At 37.6% G+C, this 15,699-nt stretch carries 10 protein-coding genes; 3 read left to right on the top strand and 7 right to left on the bottom strand.

All coding sequences use genetic code 11. From position 1 onward, the window contains the following. The first annotated feature begins 18 nt into the window (after positions 1–18). The gene (apaG, locus tag AB4J89_RS10010; protein WP_006535978.1) at positions 19–396 is read left to right on the top strand and encodes a Co2+/Mg2+ efflux protein ApaG; all 378 of its coding nucleotides are present in this window, start codon (positions 19–21) and stop codon (positions 394–396) included. A gap of 2 nt (positions 397–398) precedes the next feature. Further along, positions 399–1,220, top strand: coding sequence for a bis(5'-nucleosyl)-tetraphosphatase (symmetrical) ApaH (apaH, locus tag AB4J89_RS10005; protein ID WP_088494661.1), 822 nt, complete (start codon positions 399–401; stop codon positions 1,218–1,220). Between the two features lie 440 nt (positions 1,221–1,660). On the opposite strand, the gene folA is transcribed toward apaH, so the two are convergent. Beyond that, entirely contained in the window at positions 1,661–2,146 is a 486-nt protein-coding gene (gene folA, locus AB4J89_RS10000) for a type 3 dihydrofolate reductase (protein WP_088494660.1), read from the bottom strand. Between the two features lie 174 nt (positions 2,147–2,320). Between folA and AB4J89_RS09995 the strand changes: the two genes are divergently transcribed. Then, on the top strand, positions 2,321–2,935 hold the full coding sequence (locus AB4J89_RS09995) for a LysE family translocator (protein WP_088494659.1): 615 nt from the start codon (positions 2,321–2,323) through the stop codon (positions 2,933–2,935). Between the two features lie 45 nt (positions 2,936–2,980). Here the strand turns inward: AB4J89_RS09995 and AB4J89_RS09990 are convergent, their stop codons facing one another. The 6 genes from AB4J89_RS09990 to parE form a co-directional block, all read right to left on the bottom strand. After that, a complete protein-coding gene (locus AB4J89_RS09990) occupies positions 2,981–4,123 on the bottom strand; it encodes a hypothetical protein (protein WP_368469094.1) in 1,143 nt (380 codons plus the stop codon). A gap of 109 nt (positions 4,124–4,232) precedes the next feature. Next, positions 4,233–7,457, bottom strand: coding sequence for an autotransporter Pta (pta, locus tag AB4J89_RS09985; protein ID WP_368469092.1), 3,225 nt, complete (start codon positions 7,455–7,457; stop codon positions 4,233–4,235). 459 nt (positions 7,458–7,916) lie between these two features. Further along, positions 7,917–9,338, bottom strand: a complete 1,422-nt coding sequence (gene ftsP / locus AB4J89_RS09980) for a cell division protein FtsP (protein WP_088494656.1) — start codon at positions 9,336–9,338, stop codon at positions 7,917–7,919. Between the two features lie 538 nt (positions 9,339–9,876). Then, positions 9,877–10,626, bottom strand: a complete 750-nt coding sequence (locus tag AB4J89_RS09975) for a 1-acylglycerol-3-phosphate O-acyltransferase (RefSeq protein ID WP_088494655.1) — start codon at positions 10,624–10,626, stop codon at positions 9,877–9,879. Between the two features lie 64 nt (positions 10,627–10,690). Next, positions 10,691–13,648 (bottom strand): DNA topoisomerase IV subunit A, encoded by a 2,958-nt coding sequence (parC, locus tag AB4J89_RS09970; RefSeq protein WP_368469089.1) that lies wholly within the window; start codon positions 13,646–13,648, stop codon positions 10,691–10,693. Between the two features lie 32 nt (positions 13,649–13,680). Continuing rightward, positions 13,681–15,576, bottom strand: coding sequence for a DNA topoisomerase IV subunit B (gene parE / locus AB4J89_RS09965; protein WP_088494653.1), 1,896 nt, complete (start codon positions 15,574–15,576; stop codon positions 13,681–13,683). Positions 15,577–15,699 lie beyond the last annotated feature (123 nt).

Here is a 15,699-nt window from a genome sequence, read left to right as displayed (position 1 = left end):
CCAGAGACAGGAGGCACTATGTTCACCTCATCAAAAGTGGCGATACAGGTACAAAGCGTTTACATTGAAAGCCAATCTTCCCCTGAAGATGAACGATATGTTTTTGCTTATACCATATCAATTCATAATTTGAATAAATGTGCAATTCGCCTCCTGCGCCGCTATTGGTTGATCACCAATGCACAAGGTAATACCACTGAAGTTCGTGGTGAAGGTGTTGTCGGCGAACAGCCGCTTATTGAGCCCGGCACACAATACCGCTATACCAGTGGTGCCGTTCTTGAAACACCGATGGGAACAATGGAAGGTCATTATGAAATGATTGACACTGATGGTCGATTATTTCAAATAGAGATCCCCGTTTTCCGCCTTGCACTTCCAACATTGATAAACTAATTATGGCAACTTATTTAATTGGTGATATTCATGGCTGTTACCATGAACTGCGCCACCTTCTTGATAAAGTCAGTTTTGATCCTACACAAGACACATTGTGGTTAACGGGTGATCTTGTTGCACGAGGCCCTGACTCGCTTGAAGTATTGCGCTTTGTAAAAAGCTTAGGTACTTCACTTAAACTCGTCTTGGGTAATCATGATCTTCATCTTTTAGGTGTATTTGCAAAAATTAGCCGCAATAAACCAAGAGATAAGCTGAATGACTTGCTCAATGCGCCAGATGCAGATGAATTAATTAATTGGCTAAGACGCCAACCCGTACTGCAAGTTGATGAAGACAAGAAAATCATCATGGCTCACGCAGGGATCACGCCACAATGGGATTTAGAAACAGCCAAAATGTGCGCTCGTGAAGTTGAAGCTATTTTAAGTAGTGATAGCTATCCTTTGTTTATTAACTCAATGTATGGCGATTTACCAAACAACTGGTCACCAGAGCTTTCAGGTCTAGCGAGATTGCGCTTTAGCACTAATGCGCTCACTCGTATGCGTTACTGTTTTCCTAATGGTCAGCTTGATATGATTTGCAAAGATAAACCACAAGAAGCGCCCGCGCCATTAAAGCCTTGGTTCGATTTACCAAGTCAATTACCTGAAGGTTATAGCATTATATTTGGGCATTGGGCCTCTCTTGAAGGGAAAGGTACTCCTGATAATATTTATGCGTTAGATACAGGATGTTGTTGGGGTGGAAATCTCACTTGCTTACGTTGGGAAGACAAACAGTATTTCACTCAACCTAGCCTATCTGCTCCCAAATAACTCACTTATTATCCCCTCCCTGCTTCAAGCGCAAAAATGGCGACATTGCCTTTTGCGCTATGTTGATTTTATCCTCACATATTACCTAAATTGCTCTTTTTTCTTCTAAAGAGAACATTTTATATACAAAAACGAACACCTAAAAATAGCTATAAATTTAATCATTAATAATCAATGTGTTATTTTTTTTCATGGCAAAATAAGTATAAAAAAACACGATATTGAAAATAAAAAATCTCTATATTGATTAATATCTCATATATTATTCTTATAAAATGAGTTTATTAAAATATAAATAATGGTTGGTTTAAAATAATGCTCTTTTTATAAAAAGGAATATTTAAGTAGAATAATAAATCTTACTTTTTATTATTTTTATATTAATAAAATAGGAATAATAAAAAGGGAGATATTTAATCTCCCTTTTTATTTAATTCTTGTTATTTTCTTCTTTTTAATATTTCGAAGCAGTAGTTATGTGAGTTATTTTCATCTGCTTCATGGTATTCCATAAAGGTAGAATCCCACTCATCAGGCTCATAATCTGGGAATGTTGTATCACCGATAACTTCAGCATCGATGTGGGTTAGATAGAGTGTATTTGCCATAGGCAGGAATTGCTCATACACTTTACCACCACCTATCACCATGATTTCCTCATGATTTTCAGCAGCTTGCAAAGCTTCTTCTACAGATTTAACCCAAACAACATCGCTATCTGTTCCTGGCTGGCTACTTAAAACAATATTAAGACGATTCGGTAAAGGACGTCCAATAGACTCATAAGTCACCCGGCCCATAATAACGGGTTTATTTAGCGTATTCTTTTTAAACCATGCGAGGTCACCCGGTAATGTCCAAGGCATTGCCTTTTCCATACCAATAATGCGATCCATCGCTAATGCTGCGATTAAACTAATATTCATTTACACACCTACGGGTAAAGATGGGAAAAAACTGTTCACACTATACGTAAAGCTAAAACCTGAGTCGATACAAATTATGCTTCCTTGATAATAAATAATTGCTTTATACTCGAAGTGTTAACTTAATCATATAAGATTCAATCATTATAATATTGTTATATACAAGGCGCTATTATGCTTGAAACTTCTTTAGTTGTTTTTACAATTGCTTTACTCGGTATGATCTCACCAGGTCCTGACTTTTTTCTCGTTGTAAAAAATGCGGCGCGTTATCAACGATCTGCAGCAATGATGACTGCAATGGGAATTGTGGCAGCATTACTTGTGCATATGTCATATTGTGTTGCAGGTATTGCCGTTCTTATCACAACAACACCTTGGCTTTTTTCCATTTTAAAATATGCCGGAGCCGCGTATTTACTCTGGATTGGTTTTCAGAGTTTGCTCTCAAAATCTAATCATTCGATTGATGAAAACTCAGATAAACATTCGCAAATCAGCTTTAAGAAAGCCTTTATGCAAGGTTTTCTCTGTAATTTACTCAATCCTAAAGCCACCTTGTTCTTTCTTGCCGTTTTCACTCAGGTGTTAAGTGTCGATTCAAGTATTGGTGAAAAATTGTGGTATGCCTTTATTATTTGGGGCTTAGCCGTAGTTTACTGGCCTTTATTGGTTTTATTAATTCAAAGCGCGCCTGTCAGAAGAGTGCTTAATAAAATCCAAAAAGGAATTGATAAAGTGTTAGGTGTTGTACTGATTGGTTTAGGCATTAAAGTCGCGTTGAGTTAAATAAAAAACCTCTTTAATAAAATTTATTAAAGAGGAATAACTTATTTATAGTAAATTTAAACTTAAATCATTATCACTCTTTAAATAATCAATAATATCCAGCAAAACCATTTCATTCTCAAGACGATTAGATTTATTTCTCATTTTATCTAAAATTTTTTCATAATTGTCTCTAATAACATTGGCAATATTATTTTTTATTTCATCACCATTGTTATTCTTACTAAAGAAACTTTTCATTTTTCGATTAAACTCAGATATAAAATATTCATCCCCTGCTGCTTTTTCTTCCGATTTAGAAATATCATTGGACTCTAATAATCCTGACTCAAGCATACTATCCACAAATTCTTTTACGCCCTCATTATTTTTCAATTTATTTTCCAAGAGATTTAATATTGATTTTATAAAACCATCATTATTATAATTTCCAACATTACACTTTTTTGCTTTATCAATAAAAATTTTAGTTATATTTATAATTAGATTTTTCTCCATTTCCATCGAGTAAATATCATGCATTGTATTAACTAAATACATTATTGAATTACCCATTTTATGGGATGTTTTTCTATCAAGCTCTTTACAAGCATAATCTATTGCAGAGTCAATACATTGCCTATAATTAAAGTTAATATAATTTAACATACTAGCGCATTCTGGATTATGTATATTCAATTGTTCAAATTGTTCTTTTTCATAATTATTAATCACATCTAAAGAGATACTCATTATAGTAATGAAGTCTTCTTTCGTTTTGGATTTTTCATAAAGATATTTTTGTATTATTTTTTTAGCCATATCATAAGAATCATTTTTCACTGCTATATTTAAACTTAAAAAGAATGATTCTAATGTCTCTTTCTTAAAACTAACAAAGTCAGATTTTATTAGTCTACATTTATTAAGTTTTATTTGTCCCTCTCTCTCAAAAAGAGTGGATAAATTATTTATCTTAGCATGCTGTCCTTTATCTAACAAAAAAGTCAAATCAGTCTTTATATTAAATATTTTTTTTATAAAAAAAGACAACTTAGATAAAAAAGTTTTACTCTTCCCTCCCACATAAAAGTTATTGAAGTTATTTAAAACACTATTAATTTCATTTTTTATTTTATGATTTTCTTTTTTATTTATATCGGTATATTTTATTAAGTTAGTTTGAAAACGAGTATTGTTTATTTTCATGATGACTCCTTATCTCATAGTAAAACAATCCCTTATTTATCTACATTTTAATACAAAAAAAAGCCCTTATTACTAAGGGCTTTCAATATCAAAAAACAACAAATAAGATTTAGAAATTAACTTTCAGCGTAGCATTGATACCACTTGAGCTTACATCACTATTATATTGACCTTGGTAAGAAATACCGAAAGTTGTTGATTTACTTAATTGTGCATCAACACCTAAGCCAACACCAAATAGATTATCCAGTTTGCCACCACGTAATGTTGCATCACCAGAGTTTGATAAGAAGAGGCGTGATTCAGGACGGTTATCACCAAATAAATGACTTGCAGAAATATCGCCTTTTAAAGTCATATTAACGTTGCCAGCCATAAATGGATATCCACCACGTAAACCAATAGTACCGACTTGAATATCTTGTGAATCAGTCTTAGTGATAAATTTCATATTACCGACATTTTCGTTGATATCATCAGTTGATACACGCAACCAGCTGAATCCGGCATATGGCTCAATAGAGTACTGATTTGTATTAAATTGAGTATAAGCACCTTCTAAGAAAATTTGAGTAATTTTTGCATCATAACTTGTAGAGTTATAACCTGCATTTTGTCCTACCCAAAGTGTTCTTTTTGCATCTCTATCTTGGTTAGTATGTGTGAAACCATAGTTTAATGAAGCCACGTCATACAGATTAGACACACCATAAGCACCAATATGGATATCGTTACTGTCTATTTTACCGTGTTCATTACCTTTATATTTGGTTGAACCCGCACCAAAGAATAAACCTGCTTTGGTATTTTCGGTCACATCAATTTCTGCACCTAATAAGCCAACATAGAAATCAACATCCATATTGCTATGACCATAATCAGCACTGCCCCATTGGCCAATACCTGTCATCCAAATACGAGCATTGCTATTATCCAATTTAGCATAACGGCCTTGACCAATACCCATTGCTTGATCTTTCACTGTGCGAGTTAAACCTAACACATTCACTACACTTGCACTGTTAGCATTAAGGTACATATCGCTGCCCAATGAATTATAAGTCTTGCTCAGATCTCTTTCATTCATTGGTAATACTGCATTGAATAAATCGCCACGACCTGTGCTATCCAATGTATTCGCAATAGAGCGGCCATTTTCATTGTTAGCAAATGTGGCTAAAGAGGTATTTTCTTTCTTACTTAATGTACCTGTAATTGTGTTGTCTTTTACAGAAACATTTTTATCAAATAATGCATAATCACTATTTGGATTGTTATTTGCTAACATTTTAGTTTTAGTACGATTATCAACTAAATTGTCCGCATTAACGGTTCCTGTCGCGACAGTATTATTAAGATAGATATCTTTTAATTGACCTTCACTATCAGCACCAACATCTAAACTTGCACCTTTATTTAATGCCATATCACCGACATTAACATCATGTCCAACGGTAACTAAATACGTCCCCTTATCGTTGATATTAATGTTAGCTTTATGACTTTCATTCGATGCTAATTGGCCTTTTTGTGTGAAAGTATCGTTATAGCGATCAATAACACTTAATTTACCACCGTTGACATTAACAGCTTCAGTGCCAAATGATTCGGTAAAGCCGTATAACGTTCCTTGTTCGACTGTTGTGCCGCCACGATAAGTATTATCGCCAGTCATAACCAATGTGCCTTCGCCTTTCTTAATTAAAGCACCATCATACAAACCAGCATCAATTTTGGCTTGAATAGCATCAGCACGTTTTTGGTAATACTCTTTACGCCATTTTTCAGCATCTTCTTTGCTAACAATATGGGAAGTTGGGTCTGGATTACCATCATTGACAACAAAATCCGTTCCTAGATTGTAATCACCACCAGCCGCAATCCCCTTCTCTTGATAGTCTTTCAGCCATGCTAAATCTTCTTGTTCACGAAGATCTAACGCAGTTTGTGAAATATCATTTGTCCAGACATCAAGCGGTGTCATACTTAAGTTATATTCAAATTTACCTAAGAATTGACCCGGACCATACATCCCTTTATCTAAATCTGGGGTACCCCAACCATAACGCACATCCGGCGTACCTTCAGCCGCAGTCCAGCTATCATATAAAGAACCATCTGGATTACGGTGATTAGCAGTTGTAAACATCACATCACGAACTTGTATCGCATTCATTGACTCGTAACGCGACATCAATACACCCATTGCGCCTGTAACGTGAGGTGCCGCCATTGATGTACCACTAAAGGTATCCCAATCCGCACTACCATCTTCATTAACAATAGAAGAATAAACGTCCCAACCGGGAGCAACAACAGTCCACCATTTCGCATTACCGGCTTCATTAAAGACTTTCACCAGCTCATAGCCTGATTGATCTGCATTTTCTTTCAGACCAGCAACCGCAATCCAATGTTTTTCTGCTTCAGGATTAAAGTAAGGATAAAGAGGACGATAATAAGGCTGAGCAAAGTCACGGTTGCCCGTTGTAAAAACTTGAACAACATTAGTGCCTTTTACTGCATCATAAGCGGCATCAACAAAGGATGGTTTATCGCCATAGACTTTTTTAAAGTAGAAATATTCGTATTCCGTTTGCGCAGTGGTATCTACTGGCATATGCTCCGTTGTCTTACCACCATCAGGCCCCTTTGTTGGAATGGTATTAATAATACGAGGGTTTGTACCCCAGCTATTATTAATGACTTGAGCCCCTGCATCGACCATGGCTTTCCAGCCAGTGTAGAAATAGGTGTAATCTTGGTAAGGACCATAGTTATTGCTATCTGTTGCGCCTGTATTTCCTAAATAAACATCCGCACCCCATGCCACCCCATGCATACCATTACCGTCACGGTTTGCACCGACAGTGCCCGTAACGTGTGTTCCGTGTGTATCATTCACACCTTTGATCCAGCCTCCATCAACATCAAAAGCTTGACCTTTTTCATAATGCCCACCCAATCCTTGAGGATAGCGCATACCCGTTGTGCCATATTGACCTTTCGCTTTCACAGCATGAAAACGAGCATCATTCAATTCTGGATGTGATAATAAAGCACCGGAGTCCATTACACCGATTTTGGCACCTTGCCCATGAAAACCAAGTGCATAAGCACTAGAGGCATTCATAGCAGCTAACCCCCAATCTTTTTGATACTCTTGGCTTTCCCAACTTTTTGCATCGCCTAATTGCCCAGCTTCTGAATATGCTACGGAATATCCAGAAAAAAGAAGTGCTGATGCAACAATGGAAAGCTGAAATATATTATTATTTATTTTATTTTTTTTATTCATTTTGTGATGGTGACTTAAAGCTATTTCTTTGTTCATTCTGTACCTTCAGTTATATTAAAATTTAATAACATTAATTAAGGATCAAAAATAAAAGACGCGAAGATTCTCTAGTTTCTAGAGAAATAATTACTTGAAGGGCATCTCAAAAATATGATTTCATGCCAGAAAAATAGATAGATTGACTACGGAATCACAAATTAACAGATAGATTAAACAAAATTAGATCACTTGTTATTATATTACAAACAGTCAAAATTAACCTCTTTCAATATTAACCTCATTAATAACAATATTTAAATAAACTTAATAAAGAGAACTTAAATAAATAAACAAAAATATCAAATTGATTAACAATTTGTTTTTGAGAATATTTTTCTCTATTTAATTTTAGTCTAAAAAATATAATCCACATTATTTTTAATATAAAAAAAACAGTATCTTTATTTTAAAAATACTGTTTTTCTTTTAATTTAAATTAGTGCTAATACTCAGTTTTTATTCCAAAGGTGTGACTTCCATTTGTCCTACCATACCTTTGTCTGCATTTTCTAATAACTGGCTATAATACAGGAAAGGGAAATGTGAATAAGAAGGCTGTTTTAATTCCACCAGCAATTCACTTTGATTTTCAATCCAAACAGTATCTTTCCAACCAAAATCCGCAGGTGCAGGTTTCTGACCATTATGGTTAATTACTTTAAAACGAGCACCTTCAATATGGAATGGCTGTGGTGTCGGTACTGTTACAAGCCAACGTTCCCACCCATTTTGCTTGCCTACTAAATCAATTCTTGAAAGCTCCCAACGAGCATTATTTATTCCCGGAGGACTGTTATGCAGTTGGATGGTTCTAGGCTGAATAGAGGTAGTGATTTGCGTGTCATCTACTGCTAATTGTGCAGGTGCTTTATCTGTCACTAATGACATTAATCCGGTTGGTTTAATGGTTAATACATTGGTATTACGTAGTAAATCAGAAGGTTCAAAAATACCACGGAGCCTATCCATAAAGCTAGCACTTTGCCCTGCGGTAATTGTGACTTCATCGCCTTCAGACATATCAACCAATATTTCACGTCGCTCACCTGGAGCCATCGGAATTGATTTCAGCTCTACGGGAGATGTTAATAGCCCTTGATCAGAAGCGATAAGGTAAAGTGAACGACCATCATTTGCGGTTAGTTCATAACGGCGAGCATTAGATGCATTAACTAAACGTAAGCGGACCCATCCTCTTGAGACTTCAATATAAGGATCTTCACGTCCATTGACTAATAATGTATCGCCATAAAAACCATCACTAGCAGCTTCTTTGTCGTATTGTGGCGTACCAAAATTATCGATACGTTTATCTTGAATAATGATAGGAAAATCATTCACACCATAATGCTTTGGTAAAGGGAGGGATTTGCTCTCTTCATCTTCCACAATCCACATTCCCACCAATCCATTATAAACATGAGGTGCCATTTTAAAGGGAGTATTGGCGTGATACCAACATGTTGCTGCTTTCTGGCGAATAGGCAATACCGGCGACCAATAAGCACCGGGTGACATTAATCTTGCTGCACCACCGACTTGAGTCCCCGGAACTAATAAACCGCTCACCGTCATTGATACTGCTTCATTAAGACGGTTGCTATAAATAAGCTTTATATCATCGCCACTTTTGACTTTGATTGTCGGTCCCGGTGTTGAGCCATTGATCCCCCAAACTTCCGCTTTTTGTGTGCCATTAAATGCCCAATGTACATTTTGCAAAGTCAGAAAAAGAGGCTGACCACGGCGAGATTCCAACAATGGCGGTATAGGTAATTGTTTATCATTGACTGATTCAGCACGAACAGAAGAAGATATTGAGCCCAGACATACCGCTAAGCCTGAAGCCTGAATAAACTGGCGACGACTAAATGACATACTTTCTCCGCAACAAAATACAAATATTCCTATCGCATAATCAAAAATGCCGTGACAGGAAAAAAGCTGCTGTGATTTAAAGACAAAAGGACTTAAATGAAATTACGGGAGCATAATAGCGCGGATGTGACATAAATCCTAAAAATAGTTGATAATCTATGTTTTAAATAATTCAAATAAAGCATACACACAACAAATGCCCTATCAAATATATACTCTAGATAATTCAAGATGCAGCTAGGTAGCACTGTTTCAATTAAAGCACACACAATAAGTGCCCTATCAAATATATACTCTAAATAATTCAAGATGCAGCTAGGCGACAAGTGAATAAGTCGCTAGGAGCATACATAAGTATGTGACTAGTGCGAATGAACGCAATCAACAATGCTGCAACTTGAAGTATGACGAGTATCATAAGTATGTGATTAGTGCGAATGAACGCAGCCAACAGCGCTGCAACTTGAAGTATGACGAGTATAACAATATAAGCCTGAAAATTAGGCTTATATTGTATTATTTAGATAATGCGTAAACGTTAATTTAATTTACCGGGAAAATCACGCTTATTCATTTCTTCAACTTCTTTATCTAGCTCTTCGATTTTCGCTTTCATAATTTGACGACAATCTTCTGCTAATTCTCGAACTTGATCTTTGGTGTATTTTGAAACATCAATTGGAGGCAACATTTCAACAATAACGTAGCCATTATTCCAACGGTTTAGCTTAATTTTATCCTGCGTTGTAGAAACACAAACCGGAATAATAGGCACACCTGCTTGGATGGCGGCATGGAATGCACCTGTTTTAAATGGTAAAAGGCCACGACCACGGCTACGTGTTCCTTCAGGGAACATCCACACAGAAATCTTCTTCGATTTAATCTGATCAGCAACTTGTGAAATAGTCCCATGTGCTTTAGAGCGGTTTGCTCTATCGATCAAAATATTACCCGTTATCCAATACAACTGACCAAAAAAAGGAATAAAAATTAAGCTTTTTTTACCCACTGTCACGGTATTAGGTTGTACTGCATTTGACATCGTCACCATATCAAAATTGTTTTGATGGTTTCCGATATAAATACTTGGGCCATAGCTTTCCGCTTCTTTTGGAAAACGCTCAACAAGCTTAATCCCAAAAACACGAGATAACTTGCCAAATGCTCGTCCGTAAGTCATTACATGTTTTGGATTTCTTGGTGAAAACATGCAATAAATCATTCCAAACGTCACCACAATAATGGTGTAAAGAATGACAATAATGCCTCGAATAATGGCTAACATAAGTTTTAGCGTCCTAAATAGAAGTGGGTCAACAGACCCACTCAATAACAATTAAGTATTAGATTTAATTTGTTTCAATATCAATATGATCGATAACTTGAGCACCGCGAGGTAAAGAGGTTCCTCGGCGTCCACGTTTTGCTTTAAAGCTAACTAGCTCATCCATCGACATTGTCATTTTACGTTTACCGAAATGCAGTGTAACAGAAGCATTTTCAGGTAATACTCGTAACCAAGCAACGTTATCCTCACCACTTGCTGCTTGTGAGGCTGGAATAGAAACCATCTGATTTCCTTTTCCTTTTACCATCGTTGGTAATTCCGCGGCTTCAAAAATCAGCATTCTACCGCCTTTAGTAATGATCATAATGAGATCGGTGAGCTCATTATTCAAGCGTTGTGGCGGTAATGGTAATGCATTTTCAGGTAAAGTCAGTAGTGATTTACCTGCTTTATTTTTAGAAGTTAAATCATCAACCTGACAAATAAAACCATAACCTGCATCAGATGCCATTAAGATCTTATCAGTACTTTCGCCCATAACAACATGGCGTAATTGTGCACCTTTCTGAACTTTTAATCGTTCAGTTAGCGCATCGCCTTTGCTACGACCAGAAGGTAATGCATCAACATCAACGGTATAGCTTTGACCTGTTGTATCAATCAAGTGTACCGGTTGATTACTCATACCTTCAACAGCATCAAAATAATCATCACCTGCTTTAAAGCCAGCCGATTTAGCATCAATATTATGTCCTTTCTGGCAACGAATAAGCCCTTTTTCAGACATAATGACGGTAACAGCTTCAGGATGTAGATGTTTTAACGGAATAGGTTCATCACCCGCATTACCGCTAAAATAGTTGATCTCTTCTGCTTTAAGTACTTCTTGCTGACCATCAACAGTAAAGATTAATGCTTCTTCTTTAGGTGCGAACAGTATTTGTTCAATCACATCACCTTGCTCTTTCCCTAAAGCAACAAGACGTGTACCACGTCCTTTTTTATTCATTTCATTTAGCTGTTCTGCTGAAATGGCTAGAATACGTGTTTTATCGGTAATGATAATAAACCAGTGCTGCTCATTTTTCTTTTGAGGATCAACTAAGAACGGAGCTAATAATTCAGTCTCTTCAGAAACTGTTAGTAGCCCTTTACCTGTCTTATTCTTCGTCTCCATCTCATCGTAAGAGAGAACAGAACCATAACCTTCTTTTGTCGCCAGTAAATACTCTTGCCCCGCACTTCCCGCTAACATGTATTTCACGCTGGCATCAGGTGGGAAAGTTAACTTGCCTGTTAATGGTTCGCCTTGACTACGCCCTGAAGGCATATCATTTGGACTTAAGGTATAACTACGTCCCGTAGAATCAAGGAATAGAACAGGCTGATTACTCATACCACGTACTGCGCTGTGATAACTATCCCCTGCACGATAACTCATGCCACTAGGATCAATATCATGTCCTTTCGCATTACGTACCCAACCCATTTCAGACAATACAATGGTGACAGGCTCTGATGGCAACATATCTTGTTCATTTACCACTTTCGCCTCTTCTTGAGGACGGATTGGCGAACGACGATCATCACCAAATTCTTTTGCGTCGGCTTCAATCTCTTTTTTCAGTAAAGTATTTAAACGACGTGGTGAACTTAACAACTTCTCAATGCTATCGCGTTCTTTTTCAAGCTCATCGCTTTCGCCTTTTAGTTTCATCTCTTCAAGTTTGGCTAAATGACGTAAACGTAACTCTAAAATAGCTTCGGCTTGAATATCGGATAACTCAAAGCGACGCATTAATTCTGCTTTTGGCTCATCTTCATGACGAATAATTTCAATCACTTCATCAATATTGAGATAAGCAATCAATAAACCTTTGAGAATTTCTAAGCGACGTAAAACCTTTTCTAAACGGTGATTTAAGCGGTTTGTGACTGTTTGGCGACGATAAACTAACCATTCGTTTAAAATAGTCAGTAATCCTTTTACTGCCGGGCGGTTATCTAACCCAATCATATTTAGGTTAACGCGATAACTTTTCTCTAAATCAGTATTCACAAACAAGTAGTACATCACTTGTTCTAAATCGACGCGATTACTACGAGGAACAATAACAAGTCTAGTTGGATTTTCATGATCAGATTCATCACGTAAATCTTCAACTAAAGGTAGTTTTTTAGCACGCATTAATGCGGCAATTTGCTCAAGAACTTTGGCACCAGAAACTTGATGAGGTAATGCAGTGATCACCGCACATCCTTCTTCTTTCTGCCACACAGCTCTCATTCTGACAGAGCCACGTCCTGTTTTATAAATCTTTTTGATATCATCGTGAGCAGTAATAATTTCAGCTTCAGTCGGATAATCAGGGCCTTGAACATATTGCATCACGTCAGATAACCCCGCATCAGGATTATCTAAAAGCATCACTAAAGCTTGTCCTATTTCACGCGCATTGTGCGGTGGAATATCCGTTGCCATCCCAACAGCAATACCGGTTGTACCATTAAGCACAATATTAGGTAAGCGTGCAGGTAACATTTTCGGCTCTTGCATCGTGCCGTCAAAGTTAGGTATCCAATCTACCGTACCATGTCCTAATTCACTCAATAATGTTTGTGAATATTTAGAAAGGCGTGATTCGGTATAACGCATCGCGGCGAAAGATTTCGGATCATCTGGTGCACCCCAGTTACCTTGTCCATCAATTAACGGATAACGGTAAGAGAATGGTTGAGCCATAAGCACCATAGCTTCATAACATGCACCATCACCATGTGGGTGATATTTACCTAGCACGTCACCAACTGTACGGGCTGACTTTTTAAATTTTGCGTTATTACTTAAACCAAGCTCTGACATCGCATAAACGATACGACGTTGCACGGGTTTTAGCCCATCTCCAATAAAAGGCAATGCACGATCCATAATGACGTACATGGAGTAGTTGAGATAGGCATTTTCTGTAAATAAGTGGAGCGGTTGGCGCTCTACACCATCATGAGTCAATTCACTCATTCAATTTTTTCCTCAGACTCTTGTGGTATCCATTACACTTCGATGTCAACTTCATCGCCTTTTTCTTGTAACCAATTTCGGCGATCTTCAGAGCGTTTCTTCGCTAACAACATATCCATCATGCCTAGGGTTTCTTGATAATTCTCATCATCAATCACCAATTGCACTAAACGACGCGTATTAGGATCAAGCGTTGTTTCACGCAGTTGAAGTGGGTTCATCTCCCCCAGGCCTTTGAAGCGCTGTACGTTAGGCTTTCCTTTTTTACGGCTTAGTCGTTGTAAAATGGCATTTTTTTCTGATTCATCAAGGGCATAATGAACTTCTTTACCTAAATCGATACGGTAAAGTGGTGGCATCGCCATATAAACATGCCCTTCCTTAACAAGAGCAGGGAAATGGCGCACAAATAAAGCACACAGTAAGGTTGCGATATGTAAACCATCTGAGTCAGCATCCGCAAGGATACAAACTTTACCGTAACGTAATTGGCTTAAGTCATCACTATCAGGGTCCATACCAATCGCTACGGAAATATCATGGACTTCTTGTGACGCTAGCACTTCATCTGAAGAAACTTCCCATGTATTTAAGATCTTACCGCGCAGAGGCATAATCGCTTGATATTCACGATCTCGCGCTTGTTTAGCTGAGCCTCCTGCAGAGTCCCCTTCAACTAAAAACAGTTCGGTATAACGTAAATCTTGAGAAGTACAATCAGCCAATTTACCCGGCAATGCAGGCCCTGAAGTGAGTTTCTTTCTCACCACTTTTTTAGCGGCACGCATACGACGTTGGGCACTACTAATTGCCATTTCAGCAAGTAATTCACCGATTTGAACATTCTGATTTAGCCATAAGCTAAAAGCATTTTTTACTGCATTTGCAACAAACGCACTGGTTTGTCTTGAGGAGAGTCGCTCTTTAGTCTGCCCTGCAAATTGAGGATCTTGCATTTTCACTGATAATACATAAGCACAACGTTCCCATGTATCATCGGCAGTTAACTTAAGGCCTCTTGGTAGTAAATTACGGAATTCACAAAATTCACGCATGGCATCTAACACGCCTTGGCGTAAACCATTTACGTGTGTACCACCTTGTACCGTTGGAATTAAGTTAACATAGCTTTCAGTGAGTAGATCGCCACCTTCAGGCAGCCATAACATAGACCATTCAACGGCTTCATTATCACCTTCAAATTTGCCAGTAAATGGCTCTTCAGGAAGGCGAACAAATTCAGCAACAGCTTCACTTAAATAATCGGTTAAACCATCAGCGTAGCACCAGTTCTCTTGGGTGTTATTTACTTTATCAACAAAAGAAACATTAACGCCTGGGCACAGTACCGCTTTGGCTTTCAATACGTGAGATAAACTTTTAGACGAAAAACGAGGAACATCAAAATAAGAGCCATCAGGCCAAAAATGTACACTCGTTCCTGTGTCTCGTTTTGCACAGGTGCCAATTTCGTGTAACTCTTCAACTTTATCGCCATTTTCAAAGGCAATTTGGTAAATTTTGCCATCACGACGAACAGTTACTTCAATACGCTTTGAGAGGGCGTTAACAACCGAGATCCCTACACCATGCAACCCGCCAGAAAATTGATAGTTTTTATTAGAGAATTTTCCTCCGGCGTGGAGGTGAGCTAGGATTAACTCGATAGCAGAGACTTTAAGTTCAGGGTGAATATCGACCGGCATTCCTCGCCCGTTATCGATAACTTCGATAGATTGATCTTCATATAAAATGACATCGACCTTCGATGCGTGTCCCGCAAGCGCCTCGTCCACGCTATTATCTATCACTTCCTGTGCCAAATGGTTCGGTCTTGTTGTATCTGTATACATCCCCGGACGGCGACGTACAGGCTCTAGACCATTAAGAACCTCAATATCCTTTGCGTTATAACTTGATTGAGTCATTGTTTTAATCTGCGGTTCGCTGTTAGAAAAATACTGTTTATAATAACAGGTGTTGGCGGCAATATGATATTAATTTTCGGCTAGATACATCAACCTACGTTTTACAGGTTAATCGACCGAAAG

It is taken from the genome of Proteus sp. STS61-E, assembly GCF_040932335.1.
Lineage (GTDB): Bacteria > Pseudomonadota > Gammaproteobacteria > Enterobacterales > Enterobacteriaceae > Proteus > Proteus mirabilis_B.
This window is presented reverse-complemented; position numbering and strand designations above follow the sequence as displayed.